This window comes from Synechococcus sp. H60.2 (assembly GCF_047462315.1).
In the GTDB taxonomy this organism is placed as follows: Bacteria; Cyanobacteriota; Cyanobacteriia; order Thermostichales; family Thermostichaceae; genus Thermostichus.
In genome coordinates this window covers 15,956-39,021 of record NZ_JANSIZ010000018.1, presented here as the reverse complement: position 1 = coordinate 39,021, position 23,066 = coordinate 15,956, and the positions used below count along the sequence as shown (strand labels likewise).

Sequence of the window (23,066 nt, the reverse complement as noted above, 5' to 3'; positions counted from 1 at the left end):
ATGGACAATTTAAATATTCATAGGAGTCGGGAAGTTGAGGAATTGATTAGGGGGACAGGAGCGCGAATTCTATACCTGCCTGTGTATGCGCCGGAATTGAATCCTATTGAGATGATGTGGTCGGTGTTGAAGCATTTTATTTGGCAGTTTTCCAGAATTGGAAAGTATAGCCTGGAGCAGATAGTGAAGACTTCTTGACTACTGAACAATCCATCCTGCTTCCGAGGTTAGTTTGCTAGGTGTTGCTACTGTACCCCTTGATTCTTTGACAGGCTGTAATGCACAAGTTACTAACGACTAGGATGGCAGAGAATTGAGAAACTTGACGGCTTAGCATACTAACTTCCTACTGTCTTATAGATTAGAAGGTAGACCAAAGGCTACGTTATCGTCCATGATATAGGGCGTCAGCATAAAAACTACTTCATTGCGCTCATTATTCACAGTCTGGGAGCGAAACAAAGCACCTAGAAGAGGCAAGTCCCCTAACAGAGGAACCTTACGAACATCGACATTATCTCTGTCTTGGATTAGGCCGGCGATAATAAAAGTCTGTCCGTCTCTTAGTCTCAATTGAGAGGCTTCTAACTGTCTCCTATCAATGTTAAAAAGCTGGATCCCTGCAAAGTCTCCACCTTCCAGCACTTGGATGGGTATGGGGATGGAAATCTCAGGCCGAATAGTTAAGGTAACAAATCCATTGTCATCTATCCTGACATCCGAAACGTTTAAGATAACTCCAGCCTCCTCTCTCTGCAAACGCTGGGTAACAACTGGTGGCTGGTTTTCTCCTTGGGGTATAGTAATGGTTTCGACGTTTACAGGCACGCTGGTGGCAATGCTAATCCGGCTAGAGCTGCCATCTGCCACCACCACTTTGGGATCGGTTAAAATTTTGCCGGTTCCGTTCTGAATGGCTGCTTGAACTCGCAAAGCCAAGGATTGTTGCAGGCGGTTGAGGGTATTGAAGATACCTGTAATAGAGCCAGATGGCCCAGTGGGGCCAATGGATTCTACTGAGGATCCCTGAGGCTGGTTCAGTGGCTCGCCACCGAAGCTTGCCCCTCCCAAGGTTCCAACAGCAAAGTTACCAGAGGCTCCGCCCAAGTTAACCGATAAGCTCTCGTTGTTGTTCAGACGGATATCGACCGCTCTTACGGAAATCAAAACCTGACGCCGGCGCACATCCAGTTGAGCAATCTGGGCAGCGGCGATGTCCTGCTGTCGCTCGGTGCCGATCACGGTAATGGAGTTGGTGCGCTCGTCCACATCAAATTGGGCGCCTGGAGCTACGGCATTTAAAACAGCTTCGAGACGAGGAGCTATATTTGCGGCAACGGCTTGGTTCAGGCGGTAGTTGCGCACCAGGATCCCGCTCACCCCTGGCAGGTTTTGTCCAATAAAGACAGTTTGGCCCCGTCGCTGTGCCTGTAGCTGTTTTAGCCGCAGGATAAAGTTAAACGTCTCTTGTAGGGGCGAGTCCTGCACGTCCAAAGAGATAGTCAGCTCGCGTGGAACGTCGTTGAGCACCACATTCAAACCTGCCCGTCGCACCAACAAACTCAGCACATCCCCCACGGGAGCATCCTTCAAGGTCAGGCTAATCTTGGCGTTGGTTCCCAGGTCAACAGGAGGGGGATCGGGTAGAATCGTGCCGACAGCAATATCTCCAGCCGGAGGAGCCACAGCTCTTCCTTGAAAAGGAGACTCAGCGGGCAAACTTCCTGGTGGCAGTTGGGGTTGGTTAAGCTGCCCTACGGAAGGCACCTGAGAAATGACCGGCCTAGGGGAAGCCGGCTGAGGGGGAGGAGCCACCTGAGCTGGCGGGGAAGGGGGAGGAGTTTGGGCAAGGGGCTGAGGAGTAGGGGCTGTCCCCTGGGGAGAAGGAGAGTTTTGAGCAGCCGGAGGGGAGGCAGGAGCTGGCGGCGGGGCCACAGGCTGAGGTCGGGTTGGCGAGGCCGGTTGATTGGGCGCTACTTGGCTGGGCGCGGCAGCTACAGGAGCCGGCGGGGCAGAGGGCAAGCCCTCAAACTCGAAGACCAACTGCGTCGGGCTGCGCCGGGCCAGCAAGCCCTGGGGAGCTGCCGCAACACCGGCAATTTCTATCCGCACGCTGTCACTGCCTAGTTGCTTGGCTTCGATGAAGCGCACTCCCGGCAAGGGAGACTCCTGACGATAGCGGCCTTGACCGCCATCCAGTTGGGCATTGGTGATATCCCCAATCCAAGACCGGCCCTGTTGGGTAAAGAACACCTGTGGACGGGCGCCCCCTGCAGTGGTGATCTCCAGCTTCATGCGGTTGCCGTGGGGCACCAGGCGGATATCGGTGATGCGGCTGAGGCTTTGTGGATTGGCGGAGGTCAACTGCTGAGCGGCGGCTTCCTCAAGTCGGCCTTCTACAGCCAACAGGGGCAGCGAAAGGATCAAGCTCAGCGCCCATCCCCAGGCAACTCGACGGTTCATCATCCTCACACCTCACTCCGTTAGCCAAGCGTGTTCTTGCTTCACTGCAGCACGGGTTCACCCAGTGCTTCCCTAATCAAAGCCGAAATCTTGCACTTTGCCACTACCCGTAGGTGATTGAGAGAAAAATTTTCCCGGATCTCCGATTCTGACAACACTACCTGCAGCTCATCGTCTGTAACCTCTCGACCCTGGCCATCTATCACAGGGATCCGGATACGTGCTCATCGTCAATAGAAACGGCTTGTCTCGCCAATTCCCAACTCCCCTCTCCCTGAGGGAGAGGGGCCGGGGGTGGTCGCGCTAGCAGCGCGGAGCGCTTGGGTTGATTCCCTCAGGGAGAGGCGTCACGGCAGCGGTGTGGAGAGCCTGGGAGGTGTCTCAATCTGGTTTGAAATGGCTACGCAGCCGCAACTCCGAAGCTGGGAGAAGGCCTTAATCTGAGATGTGGTGAGGTGTTGAGTTGAACAGACGTCCAGAACCAGCCAGCCTACCGACTGGGGGCCTCTTGGGCAGGGGCAGTGCCTAAGGGAATATCTTTGTCGTAGTAATAGGCAATCAGATCAAAAGCGGCGTCTAGCTCCCCTGTATCTTGCACAGGATTTAGGCTGATGTTGCTCACCCGAAACAAGGTGCGTAGGCGCTCTACATCCCTCATGAGATTAATGATGTCCGTATAGGGGCCCCGCACCGCGACGCGACTGGTCTGCACCTGGATAGCCGGAGCAATGATCGCGGGCACTTCGGGGTTATTCGAAGAAGCAGGGGTGAGGGGGGAGGGGGTAAAACTGCGCAACTCGCTGTTGGGCTGTCCCCGCACCAGTCGGTTGAGATCGATCAGTTGCGTGTCGGCATTCTCAGGGGTGGCCAGCAAGCTGCTGATCTGCTGCTGTTGCACACGAGCCTTCTCGATCTGGTTGGGCAGATCCTGTAGGCTGGCAATCTGGCCCTGTACCTCCTGCAACTGGCTGGTTTTTTGGGCTACCTTTCTTTCCAAGGCTTGCACCTCTCTAATTAGAGGACGGAGTTGGGTGAAGGCCAAAAAGCCCGCTGTACCCAAGCCCAGGATCCCGATCAACAGGCCAATGCGAATGGGGGTCAGCTCGACACCCAGCAGTACCGGCGGCCCCGCCGGAGGTGCCATTAGTTGTTCATCGTGAAAACTGTCCAGCGAGCCGGTCATCAGTTCCCCTCCACTTGACGCAAAATACGGATCTTTTCCACCAAGCCTATTGCTCCCCGCTGCTCCAGCTCGCGGGTAAACTCTGGGTCGGGATCCCCTATGGTTCGAATAGTAACCGTTAGGCCGTAGGTGACGCTGGGTTCAGTTTCAGGTGTGCCCTCCACTCGAGAGGCACTGTTGAGAACGGCACTGGTTACGAAGTTGGAATCCAGCAGGGTGAGCAAAAAGTCGTTCACCAAGGGAAAATCGAGCGCCCCGCCTTGGATGTTCACGGTATCCCCAGAGGCGCTGATGTTGGTTATCCACACCCCTTGGCCAGGGATCCTGCGCCGCACTTCTTCTAGAATGGCCGACCAGGGCTGGACGGATCCCAGAAAGGAGCGGAACCCCTCCGTTTGGGTGCGAATGGTTTGTAATTCTTGGCTGAGGCCCTGGAGTCGGGTCAACTCAGCATTGGCTGTGCTGAGTTCACCGTCAAGGCGGGTTTGCTCTGCCCTCAGAGTATTCCGCTGACGGGAAAAGCTGTCTTGGAAATACAAGAAAGCCCCCATGGCCACAGCAGTCACGGCAACCCCCAGGCCAATGGCCAAAGCCCAGCTCTCGGCTCCGGCGGCAGTTGTCGGGGCGGCTACCGCCCCTGTCTGAACGGTGGTGGGAACTTCCGGCCTTTCCTTAAGAAAATTGATTTCCGGTGTGTACATCCAATCGCCTCACTCATTGCTCGCTCATTGTTGGATAGTGCCTTCGAGGGATCCCTATCGTTACTTGCCGGCTTCCCGCATGGCCAGCCCCAGGGCCACTCCCATCGCCGGGCGCTCCTCCAAGGGCACCTCGATTGCATTCGGCACCAGGATGCTGCCAAAGGGATCCGCCAACTCCACCGCCACGCTCAACAACTGGGATAAGAAGCCATCCATTTGGCCAATGCTGGCTCCTGGCCCGGCCAGCAATACTTTCACCACAGGAAAGCTGCTTTCCGTGCTCGTGAAAAAGTCAATCGAGCGCTTTAGTTCATCGGCCAAATCGGAGACGACACGGGCCACCGCTGCCACACCGGGGTTGCTGGGAACCGGTTGCTCTCCCGTGGCCAAAACATCGGCGGGGTTGATCAAGGGTAACCTCAGAGTTCGCAATAGGTCGCCAGTGCGGCTAACCGGCAAATTCAGGGCCTGGGCTAGCACCTGGCGCATGTGGATGGTGCCGATGTTGACGGTGCGGGTAAATTGCGGGATGCCGTTGACCAAGATGCTGATCTCACTGCTGTCGTAGCCGATGGAGCTGAGCAACACCGCCTCTTGGGGGCTGTACTGGGTTAGTTGGTCACGGATGGTGCGAATGAGAGAGAAACTGGCCAGCTCCACACAGCGGGCCTTCAAGTTGGCCGCTTGCAGCACGGCCAGGTAATTGTCCACCACCTCCTTGGGGATGGCTACCAGTAAGACTTCGATGCGCTCAATGCCATCCTGAGAAAGGTCTAGGCCCAGGGGCTGGTAGTCCACATCCGCCTGATCCCTGGGGTAGGGGATGTAGAGCTCCGCCTCCTGCTCCAAGACCACCCGCCGCAGCTCATCGGCAGGCAGGTCAGCAGGCAGGCGAATGAGACGGACGATCGCCTCTCGCACCGGCACCGCGGTCGCCACCGGCAAGTTGGTGGGCACCTTGTATTCGTTTAGCAAGTTGGCCAGGGTCAGGCCAACCGTGTCTGGATCGAGGATGCGCCCCTCGATCATTGCCCCCTCTGGCATTTCCACGCTGTGGTAGTGAACTAGACGATAGCGGCCATTGCCCTGTTTTTTCAGTTGGGCAACGGCAATGCGCTCGGCGTTGATGTCCACCCCAAGCAAGGTTTGGGTTCTGGAGCCACCAAGAAAGCCAAACACGCTGGAAACCCCGCCCTCTGCGCTACTGCTAGGACGCATACTACCCAATTTGTCTGGGGGTTACCACCATTGGCAGTTGACTGCTGGCAAAGATTTGTGCTAGCTGACCCTCCCCTGCCAGGGATCCCAACCCGTTCTAAGCAGGCGAGACTCAGGGGTGGGAAAGGCAGAACTTGCGGCTAGAATCGTAGTCTGTATTTACGGACACTGGGCTGACCTTATTGCCCCTTTTTGGAATGCTGAGCACTTGTGAATTCGACCTAGCCATTCCGGCGCCGGGCCGGGTGTACCGGGGCAGCGGCATTCTCGAGGCCGTCCCCCTGACGATCCTGGGATCCCGCGTGTTGGTGATCGGGGGGGAGCGATCGCTAGCTGTGGCTGAACTGCCCCTGAAGCGCAATCTGGAGCGGGATCCCGCCGTTCAGGTTTACTGGAGCACCTATGGCGTCGATTGCAGCGAATCGGAGCTGGCTCGTCTCCAGGCTCTGGCCACAGCAGAATCCGTGACCGGCATTTTGGGGGTGGGGGGCGGCAAGGCGTTGGATACGGCCAAGTTGGTGGCCCACCGGTTGGGGATCCCGGTGGTAACAGTGCCCACCTCTGCTGCCACCTGTGCCGCCTGGAGCGCCCTGTCCAACATCTACTCGGAGGCCGGAGCCTTTCAGCGGGATGTGGCCCTAGATCAGGCTCCCGCTGCTTTGATCCTGGACTATGACTTGATTCTGCAAGCACCAGCACGCACTCTGGTGGCCGGGATCGGAGATGCCTTGGCCAAGTGGTACGAGTCTTCTGTGAGCAGCGGCAGTTCAGAAGATGCCCTGGTGATCGGCGCTGTGCAGCAGGCCCGCGTCTTACGGGATTTGCTCTTGCAAAAATCGGTGGCGGCCCTGCGGGAGCCAGGTGGGACTGCTTGGAGGCAGGTGGTGGACGCCTGCATTTGCCTAGCGGGGATTGTCGGCGGCATGGGAGGAGCCAAGTGTCGCACTGTGGCCGCCCATGCTGTCCACAACGGTCTTACTCATCTGGTGGGCCACCGGGCCACCCTGCACGGCGAGAAAGTGGCTTTTGGCATCTTGGCCCAGCTTCGCCTGGAGGAGATCCTGCAGGGAAGCCAGTTGGCGCTGGCCGCCCGCACCCAGTTGCTGGAGTTCTACCGCCAGGTGGGGCTGCCCCTTAACTTGCGGGATCTCCACCTCAACCACCTGGGATCCGCTGAGCTGCTGCAGGCTGCCCAAGTGGCCTGCCAGCCGGGATCCGATATTCACCATCTGCCCTTCCCCGTTAGCCCGGAAGCCCTGCTGGTGGCCCTCACCACCACCGACTTGACCAGCTCCAGTCCCGTCCTGCCGCGGCTCTAGGCTGGCCTAGAGATCTTCCCGCTTTCCAACTTTGCCAGTCCAGGCCGGGGTTTGGGCCCTCTGCAGCCGGGCTTCCCTGTAGGCCCCAGAAGTGGCGCCTGCCAAGACCAAGGCTCCGCCCATCCAAGTCCACCCATCCGGGATCTCGGCAAACACCCAGAACCCGATCAGGCTAGCCCAGAGGAGGCGGAAAAAATCAAGAGGCAGCAGCATGGTCACCTCGGCCAGCTTGTAAGCTTGGGTGAGGGCCACCTGGCCCAGGCTGCCCAGCAGCCCCATAGCTGCCATCCACAGCCACTGCTCCGGCGAAGGCCACCTCCAAACCCAGACGGCAGCCAGAAAAGAAAGAGGGGTCTGCAACAGGCCCATGTAGGCGGTAATGGTGAGGCTGGACTCGGTGCGGGCGAGGATCTTGAGCACAATGGTTACCCAGGCAAAGAGGGCTGCCGCCGCCAAAGCTAGTCCTGTCCCTAAGGAGAGCTCCCGAAAGCCCGGCCTTAGCATCACCAAGGCCCCGGCAAACCCCAGGCCCAACCCCAGCCAGCGGGAGGGACGCATCTGTTCGCCCAACACCCAGACCGCCATGAGGCTGGCAAACAAAAGCTGGACAAAGCTCAGCGCCGTTGCTTCTGCCAAAGGCAACAGGCTGGCTGCCCAGAAGGAAAGCAGCATCCCCAAGGTGCTGATTGCCGAGCGCAGGAGGTAGAAGCCCATCTTGGCGGTGCGCAGAGAGTGGATCCCTGCTCGCAAAAGCAGTGGCACCAGGGCAAGTAACCCAAATAGGTTGCGCAAGAACACAATTTCAAAAGGGTGCAGGGCGGGCGTGTTGAGCCGGATGATCGCCCCCAAACAGGCAAAGCAAAAGGTGGCCAGCAGCTTCAGGGCAACCCCTTGCCAGGCTCTCATTTGGCCCCCCTCCGCAAACCGGCCTACTTGCGCGTTCTCAACGTTACAGCTCACACCCAAACGGTTTAGGCATAGAGTTTTCAGCCTCGAACTCTCAGCCTAAGCGGACTGTCAGGGATCCGACCGGCGCTCCTGGGCCCTCTCTGCCACCCCCCTGGTCAGCAGGGAAAAAGACGGAGATCCCTGGGAGCTATGGCCATCTCGAATAGCCATGAACAACAGTTGTCCCCTCGCTCTGTAGCTCCCCTCTCCCTTTGGGAGAGGGGATGGGGGTGAGGGAAGAGATCGGCTGGAAGTCCTACGTCTTCTTCAGATTTAGAATCTCCTGCAGGTAGCCGATGACTGTTTCTGGCCGGAGGTGGGCCATGCAGGGGTGGCCCTCCACCAGGCAGGCTTCGTTTTTGAACTTGTTTTCCACGCAGACTCGGCATTTATAGGAAGTTTGGGTAACGTAAACGTGGGGCAGGCGAGGTGCCCACAGCCGCACTGGGCTAGCTCCATCGCCATCGGCATCGTTGCCAAACAGAGCAATGGTGGGGCAGCCCACAGCCGCTGCAATGTGCATCGGCCCCGCGTCCACGGAGATACAGACCCGCGCCCGCTTCAGGGCTCCGGCCAATTCGATCAAGCTGGTTTTGCCCCGCAGGTCAATCATCCCTGTTTCAGCCACCAGTTGCTCTTCACCGTCACCGTGGTAGAGGGATCGCTGCAGCTCGGGGGCACTGCCAATTAGCCCCACCTGCAGGCCCTGGCCCTGGCACCACTGGATCACTTGGCGCCAGTACTCGAGTGGCCACATCTTGGCACGGCGGGTGGTGGTGATGTGCACCAGAACTTCCGGCACGGGAAAGTCGGGATCCCGGCTGGGCAGCTCTAGGCGGAAAAAATCTGTTTCCACATAAGCCAGGCGGCAGAAGATCTCGGCAATGTAGTTGCTAGTGAGAATATCTTTGTAGCGCTGCAAAAACTCCAGGCTGTTCCAGTCGTCGTCCTGGAGCATGCGCTGCACCGGGTCGGGGCCGGGATCCAGCTTGCGGCGAAAATCCAAGGTCAGGCCGGCGCCGGCAATGTACTGGGGGCGCAAGGCCGTCACCGCCACCAGGTTGAGCTCGCTGAACTCGTCGCAATTGATGGCCAGATCATAAGGCCCGGCCTGGGCCAGACGATCTCGCACTGCCGCCGTCAGGGCCTCGAGGTAATCGGGGCGGCGGCTGTAGAGGGGGAAGCTGAAGTCGATGTAGGGGCAGTGGAGCTCAAAGTCGCGGGTAATCTCGCTGCCAAAAAAATCCAGCACACAGCCGGGGTATTTTTCCTTGAGGCCCCGCAGGAGGGGGATGGTGACCACAAAGTTGCCCACCTTGCTGGAAGAAAATACCGCTAGATGGGGTCGTTCCCGCAGGGGTTGGTTGGCAAACCGTTGCATAGGGTTGGGATCCCCAGAAGAAGCTGTTTGCGTCCGCAGGGCGGAGCACTTTTGTTAAGCTACCATCCCCTCGCCAGGGCTACTCAAGGCCGGCTGGCCTGGCTGCCATCCCAGATGACCACCACGGCAAAGCGATCCAGAAAGCCATCGACGGCGTTCATCTGGCGCAGGTTGAAGGCATCTTCGGCGGAGATCACCAGGTCGTAGCCTAGGGTGCGCATGGCGCGGATGCGGTGGGGCCGTTCCCCAATGCGGTTGACCAGCGAGCGGGCCTGCTCTTCTGAGGTGGTATAGGCGGCAGTGCCCTCGCTGCCCACAAAGGCAGCATTGAGATCCTGGCCAAGGTTGAGGGGCGGGTAAACTGGGTTGCCGTCGGGATCCAAAAGGCGCATCGATTGGCTAGGGAGAAAATCCAGGCCGCGGGCATCCACGATCAGCCCTGTTACCTGCGGGGTTTGCCGCTGGGATCCTGCTTCGAGGCCAGCTCCCCCCCCTGGCCCCTGGCCTGTGCCCACCCCCGAGCCAGGGCTGGAGCCGCGCCCCCCGCTCTGGCCGCTGCCGGGCCCGCTCCCTTCTCCCTGGCCAGAACCCGAGCCACTACCCCCGCTGCCGAACTGGCGCAACAAGTCCAAATCGAAAATCGGCCCTTCCAAGCTTGGGTTCTCGCTAGAAACCGCTGACTCTACTTCTACCTGGTCGGGAGTAACCAGGCGCCAGGGCGTTTCTGCTGGAAGCGGTTGTCCCTCGACGGCTGGGGCAGGAGATCCCCCTTGCAGGCGGTAAAGGGGAGGAAACAGCGTTTGCGCCTCGACAGCTTCCCCCGGCCAGACCAGGATCCCCAGCGCTGCCAAGATCGCTCGGATCCCTGCGCCTTGAGTTCTATCTTTCCACCACCTCATGCCCCCACCTCACGGCCTGAAAACCTGTGGTTTGCTCTGCAGCCGCCCACCCTTCCCCCATGCTACCCAGGCAGGACCGGTTCGGCAGGGGATCCCGCGCAGTCCTCCCTTTGGCTTTTTCTCCCCTGCGGAGGGATCCCTAGCTCAAGATGGCTGGGAAAGCCAGGCGTTGATCCCCAGCGATCCCCAAGCTCTTGACCGCCAGGCAAAAATACGCAAACATGTGTTCATCATTCTTTGCGATCCCCGTTGATCCCGACCTGGAGTCATCAGGGGTTGGAAAGCACAAAGCAGGCCGTCACGCCAGTAGGTTCAAGGCTGTACTGAGCCACAAGCTGGGATCGGCCTTTGGGTTAGAAGCTGGAGCATTGCACAAAGCCTGAGTTGTCGAAGACAGGAGACCCTGACCATGCCACCAGAGCGGATCCCGTTGGAAGAAATGACCATCCGGCAGTTGCGAGAAGAAGCTGCCCGCTATCAGATCCCCAAGTACAGCCGTATGACCAAAGACCAGCTTATCGAGGCCATTCGAGAAGCCCAAGCCAAAGCTGGCCGCCCCATCGATGCGATGCCGGAGCCCAGCGGGCAAGAGTCGGTTACCGGGACGAAGTATGTCGGCCAAGTAGCTAGCAAGCCGGATCTGGTCGATGTAGACAAGGGGCTGGGGAATCTGCCCGACGGCTATGGCGAAAGCCGCATTGTCCTGCTGCCGCGGGATCCCCAGTGGGCCTACGCCTACTGGGATGTCCCCAACGAAGCCAAGGAAAGCAAGCGCCGCGAGGGCGGCCAGCAGTTGGCGCTGCGTCTGTACGATGTGACAGATATTGATTTCGACCGCCAGCCGGCCCACAGCATGCAGGAGTACCCCTGCGACGAGTTGGCGCGGGAGTGGTACCTGCCGATCCCGGTGAGCGACCGCTCCTATTTGGTGGAGATTGGCTACCGGACGGCGGATGGCCGCTGGCTAATGTTGGCCCGCTCGGCAGCAGTGATGGTGCCGCCGGTCTTCCCCTCCGACTGGTTTGAAGAGCACTTCCTGACGGTGCCCTTTGAGATGCCCCTCCAGGGCCGCACCCTCTACCAGCTCACCGAGCCCTACAAGCGCAGCGCCGCCGGCATGGGCGTGGTGGCCTACAAAGGCGACGAGCCGCAGCGGGAGGCGACGGCGGATCCCTTCCTGGACATGGTGGGCGGCTTTGAGGCAATGCGGGTGGCGGGATCCCTGTTTGGCAGCCACCAAATGGGCAGCCGTCAACTGGTGCCGGAGCAGGCCATCAGCTCGTTCATTATCCCGTCAGGCGTGGGCATGATGGGGATGGCCATGGCCGAAGTGCCTGCTGCCCCTTGGATGGCTTCTGGATCGGGCCTGGGGCTGTTCTCCGGCGCTTCCGAAGTCCTGCCGCGGCGCTCCCGCAAGTTCTGGCTGGTGGCTGATGCCGAGCTGATCGTCTACGGGGCCACGGAGCCGGATGCCACCGTCACCATCGCTGGGCGCAAGATCCAGCTCAACCCCGATGGCACCTTCCGTTTCCACATGGCTTTCCCCGATGGCAACATCGACTTCCCCATCTTTGCCGTGGCTGCCGATGGCGAGCAAAACCGGGAGATCCACATGACCTTCGACCGCCGCACCCTCTCCCGCCGCACCAACACCAAGGAGGAGGCTATCGAAGAACTGTTGCCTTAAAGGGCTCGCTCTTGCTTGCTCACCCCCCAGCTCTAGGGGGGGCTTTTTACCGGGAAGTGATGCGCGAAGGCCCCTGGCTAAAGCTAGGGGGATGAAGCGCTGTCTTTGCTTATCCGCTCAAGCGAGTGATGTTTCATGCTAGCAGGAAAGCCAAGCTACTCAACCGAACACCAGAGCAGTACCAAGCTCTGAATGAGGCCATTCGTATCCATTGAGTATGAGTACAAGCAGTCGGGGTGGAAACTTTCACCTGACGGGATGGCCATCACCTTCACCGACGGCAACCAGGCAGGTACCTTTGCTTTGTACTGCAACGGCAAACCCAGCCAGCTTATCCTCGGCACCAACGCAGCACTCAACATTTTGCGCCGGGCCCTGAAGATGTTGGGAATTGAGTGGAACAGCGCCCAAGGGCATTGGGGAACTGCCTTGCAAGAGGGAACGCTTGGGGAGATGAGCACCGCTGCTGGGGAAGGGCAACCCAACTCAGCAAGTGCTGTCGTGGAACCCGGAACAAGAATCCCCGCCCTTTGGGGCTGGGGAGTATGTCAACGGTCGCTCCAAGGATCCCTGCCGGCAACTGGAGGCTTGCCGGCTTCTAGGAGAACAGGCTAGACTGGGAAAGCGGCGCGGGGTAGAGCAGCCTGGTAGCTCGTCGGGCTCATAACCCGAAGGTCACTGGTTCAAATCCAGTCCCCGCTATGAGAACTCAACATCTGCAGGCATTGGGAGAGCTTCTCTAAGTTGTCTTGAGCCGAAGCCAGGAAGACGGCGCATGGATCCGCGGGAAATCGAGGCGTTGATACAGGCTGCCCTGCCCGGCGCGAAGGTGCAGGTAGAAGATACAGTTGGCGACGGCAACCATTTTCAGGCCGTCGTCGTGGCTGAGCAATTCCAAGGCCTCCCCCTCATCAAACAGCACCGCCTGGTGAACGAGGCCTTGAAGCCCTACCTTCAGGATGGCCGTCTCCACGCCCTAGCCCTCCGTACCTTTACCCCTACCCAGTGGCAGCAGCTTCAGGGAGCAGATCCCGGCTCAGCTCCCCAGTCATCCCCCTTCCCTCCTTCTTGAGCTACTAGCCAAAGCTGATACGGAGCAGGGAAAAATCATCTTCAAGATCCGCCCTGCCGCGGAAAGATTGGATGTGTTGCAGAACGCGATCGAGGCCAATGCAGGCATGGGCGCCTAGGAACGACTTCCAGTTCTCCATTCCCCAGATCCCTTCCGAGGTGGACACTTCGTAAACCCCGTCGCTGAACACGTACAGACAACTGTTGGCCGGGATCCGCACTTCGTCCCTAGCAAAGTCCTGATCGGGCAAAATGCCAATGGGCAAATTGGGTGTTTTCAGCTCTAGGGGGATGGGATCTGATTGAGCAACCAACAGAGCGGGGGGGTGGCCAGCGCTGGCAAAAGAAAGCAAGCGAGATCGCGGACGGTAAACCCCATACCAGAGGGTGAAGTACATGTCATGGTGGGATCCCATTTGGAAGGATTGGTTGAGGGCGCGCAACACCGCATCCGGCTGCCGCAGGTCGGTGTCGGGCAGGCTCTGGGAACGCAACTGGTTCATCACCGACACGGACAAGAGGGCGGATCCCACCCCATGCCCCGACACATCCAGCAGGTAAATAGCCAGGTGATCCTCATCCAGCCAGTGGTAGTTAAATGAATCCCCCCCCAACTCCTGCGAAGGCAAAAAGCACCACTCGATGGCTATTCGGTGATCGGGGAAAGAGGCCGGCTTGGGCAAAAGAGAACGCACATAGCTGGCCGCCTCGGCCAGTTCTGCCCGCAACCTGGCGGTTTGCTGTTGCAAGTCGTAGCTGAGCTGATGCAAGCGCAGCCCAGCCCGCACGCGCGCCCGCAATTCATTGGGATCGATAGGCTTGCTGAGGAACTCGTCTGCTCCAGCATCCAGGCCCTGAATACGGTCTTCGACTTCGGTGCGCGCAGTGAGCAAAATAAAAAACGTCGTGGAAAACTTGGGATCCGCCTTGATGCGCCGGCAGACCTCCAGCCCATCCATGTCTGGCATCATCCAATCGCAGATGATCAGCCCCGGCACCAGCAGCTGGGCTTGCTCCAGCCCCTCTGAGCCATTGCTAGCCATCTCCACGGTATAGCCCTGTCGCTCCAGGGATCGCTTCAACACCAGCCGAATCGTGGGATCGTCGTCCACAATCAAAATGGCCGTCATGCACCCTAATCCTGAATCAACCCGAATTCAGAACGCATCAAACCGCAACTCCCGGATAGACATACCGGTAGGCAGACTTTCTATCATAGCTTAGGGGTTGGGCAGAAAAACTGGCTCGGCAAGAGGGGGGAAAGACTCAGCAACCTCGTCCACCAGAGCTAAAGTTGCGTATCGATCGGTGGAGCCCCAAAACCGTGGTTGCACGCTACCCAAAAGCTGACCGTTCCCAGATACTGGTACCAATAGATAACAGCGCGAGGCTTTTGGGCAGACTCTGCTTTAGCGACTTCCGTTGGACATAGAGACACAGATCACATCTTACCCATCCTTTGCCGGTTTAGAGTGACCTTCGAGGTTAAACGCCCTTTGCTGCATGAGTGCATCCCCCCTACCTTTATCTCCTCCGTCCGTTCGGAATTCGCAGGCGGCTTCACCCACGGCACCCCGCCAAGCTCCCAGGGGAGAAATCCGGCTGGAGGACTTGGATGAGAAGCAATTGCTGGGCAGCCTCTCCTCAGTGGTGCTTAACCCCGCTTCCTGGAGCTGCTTCAGCCTTAGCGAAACCAGCCGCCTGCTGCGACCTTTGCAAATTTCCCCCGACCTGACAGGAACCCCCGTCCTCTCTCCCAGCGCCACGGCCGAGATTGTGTACAAGTTTCTGAGGAGCGACGGTCGGATTGGAACCATGAAGGGGCTGATCTCGATCGAGGACTTTCGCAGCGAGCGGCTGCATTCTATTTACGAGGAGCTGCGTATCGAAGAAATTATACCGGTTTTTAACGAAGCGGTCGTTGTGCAGATCATCGATCAGTTGAAGCCGATTTTTGCCCGCGACCTGGACGAGCTGCTTTGGCAAGAAAGCTTTTACTTTACCCCTCAAGATCTGCGACAGCCGGAGTTTTTGCTGCGTGGCCTGCGGCCTGAGGCGATCCCGCGCCGCTTTCGGCCCCACTTGCAAAGAGTATACTCCCAGATTATGAGGGTGTGTCGCAGCCTGCCCAACATCGCTTTCCAACTGTGTCTGCGGGCCTACTTGGAGTACAACGAGGTCAAAAACAAGCATCTGTTGGCAATTCTGCTCAGCAAGTATTTTTACACGCTCTATCGCATCGGTGGACTGGACGGTTGGGAAAGTCGGGATCCGGTGGAGGTGGGATCCCTGTGCTCTGGCGATCGGCGAGCTCGCTTGCAGGCTCTTTCTCGCCTACTGACGCTGGATAACGACAGCGACGAACCGCTGGCAAGCCTCGGTGGTCCAGGGCCGGGCGGCAGTTATTTCAGCGGAGAGGGAGAGCTTGCTGCTACCGAGGTGCCGAGCGCAGAAGCGATCGAAAAGCTGCGGCAAGAGGTGGAGGCAGCGCGCAGCCAGGCCGCCGAGGCCCAGCAACTGGTAGCCCAATACCAAGAAGAGAAAAAACAAGAGCTCCTCAACCGCCTGCAGGATCCAAATAAGTTTCTCCTTTTCAGCCTCCACCAATTTTTCGACACTCTCTTGGTCTCCCTCCCTGTGGAGGTGAAAAGCGAGTACGGGGCAGCTTGGGTGCCGCGCACCTCCTACTTGGACGAGAAAGAGCGGGACAAGCTAACCGAGCATTTGCACCGGATCACCAGCGAGGCCTATTTGGTTAGCATCCCCTTTGCTGAGGCAACAATCATCGGCTATTGGCGGGTTTTGGCCGATTCGTTCTACAACCAATGGGTTTTGAATCAGTACAAGCAGTTGCAAAGCTACGGAGTGGATCTGGAGCAGCAGGGCATCCAGATCCTGGAGCGAGAACAATTTTTGCATGAAGTGCAACTGCGCTTTGCTGCCCGCCACCGCGAGATTGTAACTCAAAATGTGGAGAAGATCAGCCAAATTGTGGTGGATAGCCTAGCCAAGCGGGTGGCCCTCAACACCAGCCAACAGAGCTTCCAGGCGATGCGGGCCAAATTGACCACCGTTTTGGATATGGACATTTCCCGCAAGGACATGGGAGAAGTCAAGCGGCTGATTGACTACTTCACGGATGTGTTTTTGGGCAAGCGGGAGGAGCTGCGTTCTCCCTACCCAGTGGGGACCATCTTGCAAGTAAGGGCGGCCATCGAGGCCTGTCCCCCCGACAGTCGCACCCGCATTGGCCTGGAAATCCTAAACCAGATCTACCGCGAGTACATGCCTATGCTGCAGCAAGAGTAGGGGCAGGGATCCCAGGGGCTGGCAAGTTTTGGGCACAATGGGGACTGGTGTGCTGTCTCGGGTTAGGAGATCGGGAGTTCCCATGCGCTACCGCCAGCTTGGCCACAGCCCTTTGCAGGTCTCGGAAATCTGTCTGGGCACCATGACCTTTGGACAGCAGAATACCTTGGCCGAGGCTTGGGAACAGCTCGATTACGCGGTGGAGCACGGGATTAACTTCATCGACACCGCCGAGATGTACCCGGTGCCGGCGCGGGCGGAAACCCAGGGAGCCACAGAACGCTACATCGGCGAGTGGCTACAACACCAGCCGCGGGAGCGCCTCATCATCGCCACCAAGATCACCGGCCCGGGTCGGCCCTGGCACTGGATCCGCGGCGGGTCTCTCTCGATTAGCCGCGACAACCTCAAACAGGCGGTGGCCGGCAGCCTCAAACGCCTGAAGACCGACTACATCGACCTCTACCAAATCCACTGGCCGGATCGCTATGTGCCCCTGTTTGGGGGGGTGGCTTACGATCCCAGCCAGGAGCGGCCCACGGTTCCCATTGCCGAGCAACTGCAGGGCTTGGCGGAACTGGTGCAGGAGGGCCTGGTGCGCTACATCGGCCTGAGCAACGAAACCCCCTGGGGAGTCTGCGAGTTTTGCCACCTGGCTGAGCAGTTGGGCCTGCCCAAGGTGGTCTCGATTCAAAACGCCTATAGCCTCCTCAACCGCACGTTTGAGATGGGCCTGGCAGAGGTCTGCCGCCATGAGCAGGTGGGGCTGCTGGCCTACAGCCCCCTGGCCTTTGGGCTGCTGACGGGCAAATACCTGGGGGGCGCCAAGCCGCCGGGATCCCGTTTGACCCTGTTTGAGGGCTTTGGCCAGCGCTACCGCAAGCCCAATGTGGAAGAGGCCGTGGCCGCCTACGTACGCATTGCCCGCCAGCACGGCCTGACTCCTGCCCAGTTGGCTTTGGCCTTTGTGCGCAGCCGCTGGTTTGTCACCAGCACCATCCTCGGAGCCACCAACCTGGCCCAGCTCAAGGAAAACCTCAGTTGCCTGGAGGTGGAGCTGTCGCCTGAGCTCGTGGCGGAGATCGAAGCGGTGCACCAGCGCTACCCCAATCCTGCACCCTGAGCAGGCGACAAAACAGCCCGCCAAGGAGAACTTTTTGAGAACTTTCCTCGTCTGGGGCTATGGCTTGGATAACTAGGTCCGAGCTGGCCCCTCTTGAACTCACAAACCTCCCAGGGGCTCTCCTAGCAGATCGTGAGGTGTGAACAAACAATGCGCAACCTTTTCCTTTGGCAGGGTTGGAAGACGGTAGCTCTGGTGGTAGGCTGCAGCAGCTTGGTTTGGATGGGGGATCCCGCTTGGGCGCAACTTTCTGACATCAGCACCTACTGGGGCGCCCAGTACATTGCCGGCTTGAACGAGCGGCAGATCATCGGCGGGTTTCCAGACGGCACCTTTCGCCCCAATGAGTCGATTACCCGCGCCCAGTTTGCTGTCATCGTTACCAAAGCTTTTGGGCTGGATACCAACGTTCCCGTACGCTCCTTTGCCGATCCCATTCCCAGTTGGGCAGCTCCCTCTATTGGCGCGGCGGCAGCAGCAGGGTATGTTTCCGGCTTTCCCGACGGCACGTTCCGTCCCAACGAGGTCCTCACCCGTGCCCAGGCCATCACCGTCTTGACCCGCGCTGCCACCAACGGCAAGCTCCTCGAGGATCCAAGCCAAATTGATGCCATCCTGGCCGGGTTCAGCGATGCCAATTTGGTTCCCAACTTTGCCCGCGCCCCCATCGCGACAGCACTTCAAGAAGGGCTGTTGGTGCTCTACCCTGATCCCACCCGCTTGAATGCCCAGGCGGTGGCCACGCGGGGGGAAGTGGCGGCTCTTACCTACCAAGCGCTGGCCAAGGTGGGCCGGGTGCCCAGCCTAGACCCACCGGTGGGAGCTGCCATTCCCAGACCAGGGATCCCTACCGAGCTCCTTGCCCAGGTTACCCCCACCCCTGAGCCCCTGGCTACGCCGGACATCCCCGTGGAGCCGCTGGTGGAAACGCTGCCTACCGCGCCGGAAGTGAGAACTTTCTTGGCCCGCGAGGAGCTGGGATCCGTCAAACCGGGGGACACCCTGACGGTGTATTTGCTGGGATCCCCGGGGGCGCAGGGGTCTTTTTCCATCCCCGGTATCGCCTACAACCTGCCGTTGCAGGAAACCCGCCCTGGCCAATACGAGGGCAGCTACACCTTCCGCAGCCAAGACCGGGCCTCGGAAGCGCCGGTGTTCGCCCGTCTGGAGCGGAATGGGCTGGTGACCCTGGTGCAATTGCCGGACAAAACCATCAGCATTGGGCAGGTGACCGACACCACCTTCCCCACCATCAGCGACCTGGCCCCGCCCAACGGAGCGGTGACCGACAACCCGCGCCCCGCCATCTCCGCCCGCTTTCAAGATGACCAGGGGATCGACCTCAATAGCTTTACCCTGCTGGTGAACAATGTAGATGTCACTGCCCAAGCCCAGCTCAGCCGCACCGGCTTTACCTATACCCCAGCCGAGCCGCTGCCCAGCGATCGACCGACCTTGATTGCCGTCCAAATTGCCGATACTAGCGGCAACACTGCCATCCAGCAGTGGTCTTTCCAGGTGCGAGCCGCCCAGCCCACACCCACTCCGACCCCGACACCCACACCTACCCCTACTCCAGAACCCACACCCACGCCGAGTCCCCAGGCTGGCGGGGAGCCTTCCCCCTCTCCTTCCCCTAGCCCCTAGGGAAAACCCAACCCAGCCCAGGCCTTCAACAGGTCTCAATAGTGTTTTAAGGGCCGCCGCCCCCTTAACCTCTACTAAATCTAGTGGGCACGAGCTGGTCAGGATGTTAAGCTACTGCCAGTTGTGACTGGACGGGATCCATGAGCTCAGCGTTGCAGCCGTTTTTGCCATCGTGGCAAAGGGTTGGCTTCGGGTGGCTGGTGAGTGGGGTGGGGTGGGCTGCGGCGGCGGCTGCAGTTGCTGCCCAGCAGTTTGAGTTTACTCCCCAAGCTCCTCAGCCGAATCCCGTCCCCACCCTGCCGCTGCTGAGCGCTCCATCTTCCCCCAGCTCTGCCACCCCTGATCCCCTGCCACCGGTGCCTCAGGTGCCACAAATGCCGCTGGATCCCGCAGCTCCGGCTGTGGATCCGATCCCGGTGGTGCCCGTTCAAGCGGCCCCAGGTGGACAGGCTCCGCCAGGCGAGGCCTATTCCTATCAACGGCGGCCCGACTTCAGTCCAGGGGGGAACCTGGCCGGGGCTGCGCGGGGCGAGTTGCCTGCCGGCACCCGCATTCCCCTCACGGTTTACCGCCCCCTTACTTTTCAGCCTTACCAGGCCATCAGCGCCAATCTGGAGGTTTCCGAGCCGGTGGTGGATCGCTTTGGCCAGGTGGTGATCCCGGCGGGGAGCGTGGTGTGGGGCACTCTTGAGCCGATCTACCGAGAACTCAAGTTTTCTGGTCAGGAGTCGGAGAGCGCCGATCCCCAAGAGCGGGTCGTCGGCAGCCGCTTTGTGGCTAACCGCCTCACCATCGGCTCTTCCACCTATCTCATTAGAGGCCAGTCTGCACCCCTCCAGGTCAGGTTGGATCGCAACGCCGACGTGGGCACAACTGTCGCCCGTGGGGCGGGCTATGGGGCGGCGGGCGGATTGGCCTTGGGAGTGCTCACGGGGGGATGGGGCTTTTTGCCCATCTTAGCCGGTGGCCTGGCGGGTGCTGCTGCAGGGAGTACCAACATCGACCGGGTGGTGACGCTGCAGCCCAATACGCTGGTGGAGCTGGAACTCGCCGAGAGCCTGATCATCCAGTAGCCTTGACAAAAAGCAAGCAGGAGCGGGTCGGTAGAGTAGAGAAGATCCCCCCAAGTTTGCTCCATGGCCCTTTGGACCTACTTCGTGCCCCCGCTGGCCGGGCTGGTGATTGGCTACTTCACCAATGACATCGCCATCAAGATGCTCTTCCGGCCCTATCGCCCCTACCGGGTTTTCGGCTGGCGCATCCCCTTCACTCCCGGCTTGATCCCGCAGAACCAGCCCCGCCTGGCCAAGCAGATTGCCAAGACCATCATGGGATCCCTGCTCACGCCAGAGGAGCTGCACAATCTGGCCCGTAAGCTGCTGCGAACTGAGCGCATGCAGGCAGGGATCCGCTGGCTGCTGGGGGTGGCTTTGGATCGGCTGCAAAACCCCGAGCAACAGCAGCAAACGGCGCAGGTGCTGGCGCGCATCTTGGCCGATCTGTTTAACGAGTCGTTGCCCCGCCTGGTGAAGGTGCTTGCCCGCCAGGAGACCTTTTTGGAGGGGCCGATTAACCAACTGTTCGACCAGGTGCTCCTGGAGCTGCGCCTCAACGCTGAGCAAGCCCGGCAGCTCTCGGAGTGGATCCTGAAGCAGGCGCTGCCTCCCAAGGTGTTGCGGCAGAACCTGGTGGACTTTCTCACCGATCGCAACATCGAAGCTTTGGATGAAGAATTTCGCGAGCGGGCCACCGGCTCCTACTGGGTGGTGGCCAACTTGTTTGGCCTCAAAAACGCCCTACTGCGCCTGCGCACCTATTGCCTGGAGGAGCCGGAAGGGGCAGAAGCCATCTTGGAAGATCTGCTCAAAGACATCAACGCCCCCCGCCGCCTGACCGAGATCCTGCAGAACCTCTCCCTGCAAAACCTGCCGGTTTCCGCCGTACGTCAGTTGCGTCGTGCCCTCCGCGATGGGATCCAAGATTACCTGCGCAGCCAAGGGCCAGAGGTTATCAAGGGGCTGGGGGAGAGCATCGATTGGGAAAAAGTGGCCAGCCTGGTGTTGGGTCGCCTGCGCAACTCCAAGGCGTTGATCACCTCCATCGATCAGATCAGCGCCGACCTGGCTTTGATCCTGGAGCGCTACCTGGAGCGGGATCTGGAATCCTTGATGATGCAGGTGATCCCGGTGTTGAACTTGGATCAGGTGATTGCCGACAAAGTGAACGCCACTTCCCCCGCCCAGCTGGAGCAGGCCATCCAACAAATTGTGCGCCAAGAACTGCAGGCCATCGTCAACCTGGGGGGGCTGCTGGGTTTTTTGGTGGGCTGTGTGCAGGTGCTGTTTTTGCTGAGGTGACAGCCCCCTTCCCCAGAAAACGGGAGCTTGGATGGGAGTTTTCGCTTCGGTTATGATATTAGAATGCGGTTAACAATTCTCCACACTTCCGATCTCCACGCCAACCTGCACCCTTGGAACTACTTTACCGGGAGCCCCGCAGAGCACGGCCTGGCCAAGCTGGCCACTCTGATCAAGCGCGTGCGAGCAGCCAGCGAGGATCCCGTCCTGCTAGTTGACAGCGGCGACACCATTCAAGGATCCCCCTTGGGCACCTACTATGCCCAGGTGGAGCGGGTCTCCCCCCATCCTGTGGCTCACGCCCTCAACGCCCTCGGCTACGACGCCTTCACGCCGGGCAACCACGACTTTAACTTTGGGCCCCAGGTTCTGCAGGATTTTGTGAGCGATCTCCGCTGTCCCACCCTCTGCGCCAACATCCTCCGCCAAAATGGGGATCCCCTGTTTCGGCCTTATCTAATCCGAGAAGTGGCCGGGATCCGCGTCGGCCTGCTGGGGCTGACCACCCCCCGCATCGACACCTGGGAGCGGCCCGACTACATCGCGGGGCTGCGCTTTGCCCCTCTGCTGGAAACTGCCCAGCACTACCTGTCGCTGTTGCGGCCCCAGGTGGACGTGTTGGTGCTGATTCTGCACAGCGGCCCCAGCCAATTGCCCCCTTTGCGCACCCCAGAGCACTGGCACAACCCAGATCGCTCCGGCTGGATCAGCAACAAAAGCCTGAGGGGGGAAAACGAGCTGCTGGCCCTGGCAGAGCTGGAGGGCATCGACGTCATCCTCTCCGGCCATACCCACCAGACCATTGCCGGCCTGGGGGGAGCCAAGGCCCTGGTGGTGCAGCCCGGCTACTGGGGCAGCCACCTTTCCCACGTGTCTTTGGAGCTGGAGCGCCACGGCGGACGCTGGCAAGTTGTCGGGAAAACCGCCCAGTTGCTGGCTGCAGAAGGGATCCCGGCCGATCCGCAACTGTTGGCCCTCACCGAGCCCTACCACCAAGCTACCTTGCGCTACATCCGCCAGCCCATTGGCCACGCCCGTTGTGCCTACCGCGGTGGGCTGGCAGCCCGGTTGGGGGCCAATCCCCTAGCAGAGCTCCTGCATCAGGCCCAATTGCAGGCGGTACGGGAGGCCGGCCTCTCGGCGGAGCTCTCCCTGGTCAACATCTGCAGCAGTGCCGGCCTGGCAGCGGGCCCCGTCTTTTTGCAAGACGCCTACAGCCTCACCGTTTACGACAACACCCTCTGCATCTTGGAGATCACCGGCGACATCTTGCGACGCGCTCTTGAGCAGACGGCTGGGTATTTTCGCCAATTGGATCCCGAGCATCTCCCGGCGGATCCCGCCGCTGTCGTCGCCCCCGAAGCCCGCGGCTACACCTTCGACCTCTACCACGGCATCGACTACTGCTTCGATCTCACCCGCCCCGTAGGCGAGCGCTTGGTGACCTTACAATTTCGCGGCCAACCGGTGCAGCCGGATCAGACCTTTCGCCTGGCCATCAACCACTACCGCGCCGGCGGTGGGGGGGGCTACAGCATGTTCCAAGAAGCCCAAACCCTCTGGATCTCCGCCGACAGTATCCGCGACTTTCTCGCCCGCCACATTCACACCCATTCCCCCATCCAGCCCATCTACAGCCACAACTGGCACCTCATTCCCAACTTGGCCGAGATCTACTTTCCCCAGTGTTTGGGCCAGCCTCAGGACAGCTTGCTGGTAGGCTAGAACAACAGGAACCTTAACTGGCTGGTAGAGGAGTC

General features: G+C 59.7%; 18 protein-coding genes, 1 tRNA gene and 1 pseudogene. 12 read left to right on the top strand and 8 right to left on the bottom strand.

Translation table 11 applies throughout. The annotated features are described in order from the left end of the window. Positions 1 to 231, top strand: a pseudogene (locus tag NW845_RS04620) (transposase); the annotation flags it as partial. A gap of 123 nt (positions 232 to 354) precedes the next feature. On the opposite strand, the gene NW845_RS04615 reads toward NW845_RS04620, so the two are convergent. The 4 genes from NW845_RS04615 to pilM form a co-directional block, all read right to left on the bottom strand. Next, complete coding sequence (locus NW845_RS04615) at positions 355 to 2,466, bottom strand: AMIN domain-containing protein (protein ID WP_414377115.1); 2,112 nt, start codon at positions 2,464 to 2,466, stop codon at positions 355 to 357. 487 nt (positions 2,467 to 2,953) lie between these two features. Then, on the bottom strand, positions 2,954 to 3,646 hold the full coding sequence (locus tag NW845_RS04610) for a hypothetical protein (RefSeq protein ID WP_414377113.1): 693 nt from the start codon (positions 3,644 to 3,646) through the stop codon (positions 2,954 to 2,956). Further along, positions 3,646 to 4,347 carry a PilN domain-containing protein gene (locus tag NW845_RS04605; protein WP_414366874.1) on the bottom strand — a complete coding sequence of 234 codons (702 nt, stop codon included), beginning with the start codon at positions 4,345 to 4,347 and terminating at the stop codon, positions 3,646 to 3,648. The genes NW845_RS04610 and NW845_RS04605 overlap by 1 nt, the downstream gene beginning before the upstream one ends. A gap of 60 nt (positions 4,348 to 4,407) precedes the next feature. Beyond that, positions 4,408 to 5,565 carry a type IV pilus biogenesis protein PilM gene (pilM, locus tag NW845_RS04600; protein WP_414377111.1) on the bottom strand — a complete coding sequence of 386 codons (1,158 nt, stop codon included), beginning with the start codon at positions 5,563 to 5,565 and terminating at the stop codon, positions 4,408 to 4,410. A 197-nt stretch (positions 5,566 to 5,762) separates the two neighbouring features. Here pilM and NW845_RS04595 point away from each other — a divergent pair, with 197 nt between their 5' ends. Continuing rightward, positions 5,763 to 6,884 carry an iron-containing alcohol dehydrogenase family protein gene (locus tag NW845_RS04595; protein ID WP_414377110.1) on the top strand — a complete coding sequence of 374 codons (1,122 nt, stop codon included), beginning with the start codon at positions 5,763 to 5,765 and terminating at the stop codon, positions 6,882 to 6,884. Between the two features lie 6 nt (positions 6,885 to 6,890). Here the strand turns inward: NW845_RS04595 and NW845_RS04590 are convergent, their stop codons facing one another. The 3 genes from NW845_RS04590 to NW845_RS04580 form a co-directional block, all read right to left on the bottom strand. Then, positions 6,891 to 7,790, bottom strand: coding sequence for a DMT family transporter (locus NW845_RS04590; RefSeq protein ID WP_414377108.1), 900 nt, complete (start codon positions 7,788 to 7,790; stop codon positions 6,891 to 6,893). Between the two features lie 298 nt (positions 7,791 to 8,088). Beyond that, entirely contained in the window at positions 8,089 to 9,213 is a 1,125-nt protein-coding gene (locus NW845_RS04585; RefSeq protein WP_414377106.1) for a glycosyltransferase family 9 protein, read from the bottom strand. 83 nt (positions 9,214 to 9,296) lie between these two features. Continuing rightward, a complete protein-coding gene (locus NW845_RS04580) occupies positions 9,297 to 10,112 on the bottom strand; it encodes a hypothetical protein (protein WP_414377103.1) in 816 nt (271 codons plus the stop codon). Here NW845_RS04580 and NW845_RS04575 point away from each other — a divergent pair. From NW845_RS04575 to NW845_RS04560, 4 genes are all read left to right on the top strand, one after another. Further along, on the top strand, positions 10,111 to 10,365 hold the full coding sequence (locus NW845_RS04575; RefSeq protein ID WP_414377101.1) for a hypothetical protein: 255 nt from the start codon (positions 10,111 to 10,113) through the stop codon (positions 10,363 to 10,365). The genes NW845_RS04580 and NW845_RS04575 overlap by 2 nt on opposite strands. A gap of 156 nt (positions 10,366 to 10,521) precedes the next feature. Further along, a complete protein-coding gene (locus NW845_RS04570; protein WP_414377098.1) occupies positions 10,522 to 11,799 on the top strand; it encodes a DUF4912 domain-containing protein in 1,278 nt (425 codons plus the stop codon). A gap of 628 nt (positions 11,800 to 12,427) precedes the next feature. Further along, positions 12,428 to 12,501: transfer RNA gene (locus NW845_RS04565), tRNA-Met, on the top strand. Positions 12,502 to 12,574: 73 nt separating this feature from the next. Then, complete coding sequence (locus NW845_RS04560) at positions 12,575 to 12,871, top strand: BolA family protein (RefSeq protein WP_414366454.1); 297 nt, start codon at positions 12,575 to 12,577, stop codon at positions 12,869 to 12,871. A gap of 4 nt (positions 12,872 to 12,875) precedes the next feature. On the opposite strand, the gene NW845_RS04555 is transcribed toward NW845_RS04560, so the two are convergent. After that, positions 12,876 to 14,000: a PP2C family protein-serine/threonine phosphatase gene (locus NW845_RS04555; RefSeq protein ID WP_414377096.1), complete on the bottom strand. Its 1,125-nt coding sequence runs from the start codon at positions 13,998 to 14,000 to the stop codon at positions 12,876 to 12,878. Positions 14,001 to 14,481: 481 nt separating this feature from the next. Between NW845_RS04555 and NW845_RS04550 the strand changes: the two genes are divergently transcribed. From NW845_RS04550 to NW845_RS04525, 6 genes are all read left to right on the top strand, one after another. After that, a complete protein-coding gene (locus tag NW845_RS04550; protein WP_414377093.1) occupies positions 14,482 to 16,179 on the top strand; it encodes a hypothetical protein in 1,698 nt (565 codons plus the stop codon). Positions 16,180 to 16,261: 82 nt separating this feature from the next. Next, positions 16,262 to 17,302, top strand: coding sequence for an NADP(H)-dependent aldo-keto reductase (locus NW845_RS04545; protein ID WP_414377091.1), 1,041 nt, complete (start codon positions 16,262 to 16,264; stop codon positions 17,300 to 17,302). Positions 17,303 to 17,452: 150 nt separating this feature from the next. After that, complete coding sequence (locus tag NW845_RS04540) at positions 17,453 to 18,949, top strand: S-layer homology domain-containing protein (RefSeq protein WP_414377089.1); 1,497 nt, start codon at positions 17,453 to 17,455, stop codon at positions 18,947 to 18,949. Between the two features lie 140 nt (positions 18,950 to 19,089). Next, the gene (locus NW845_RS04535) at positions 19,090 to 20,022 is read left to right on the top strand and encodes a hypothetical protein (protein ID WP_414377086.1); all 933 of its coding nucleotides are present in this window, start codon (positions 19,090 to 19,092) and stop codon (positions 20,020 to 20,022) included. 63 nt (positions 20,023 to 20,085) lie between these two features. After that, complete coding sequence (locus NW845_RS04530; RefSeq protein ID WP_414377083.1) at positions 20,086 to 21,306, top strand: DUF445 domain-containing protein; 1,221 nt, start codon at positions 20,086 to 20,088, stop codon at positions 21,304 to 21,306. 63 nt (positions 21,307 to 21,369) lie between these two features. Beyond that, on the top strand, positions 21,370 to 23,031 hold the full coding sequence (locus NW845_RS04525; RefSeq protein WP_414365171.1) for a bifunctional metallophosphatase/5'-nucleotidase: 1,662 nt from the start codon (positions 21,370 to 21,372) through the stop codon (positions 23,029 to 23,031). Positions 23,032 to 23,066: the final 35 nt, after the last annotated feature.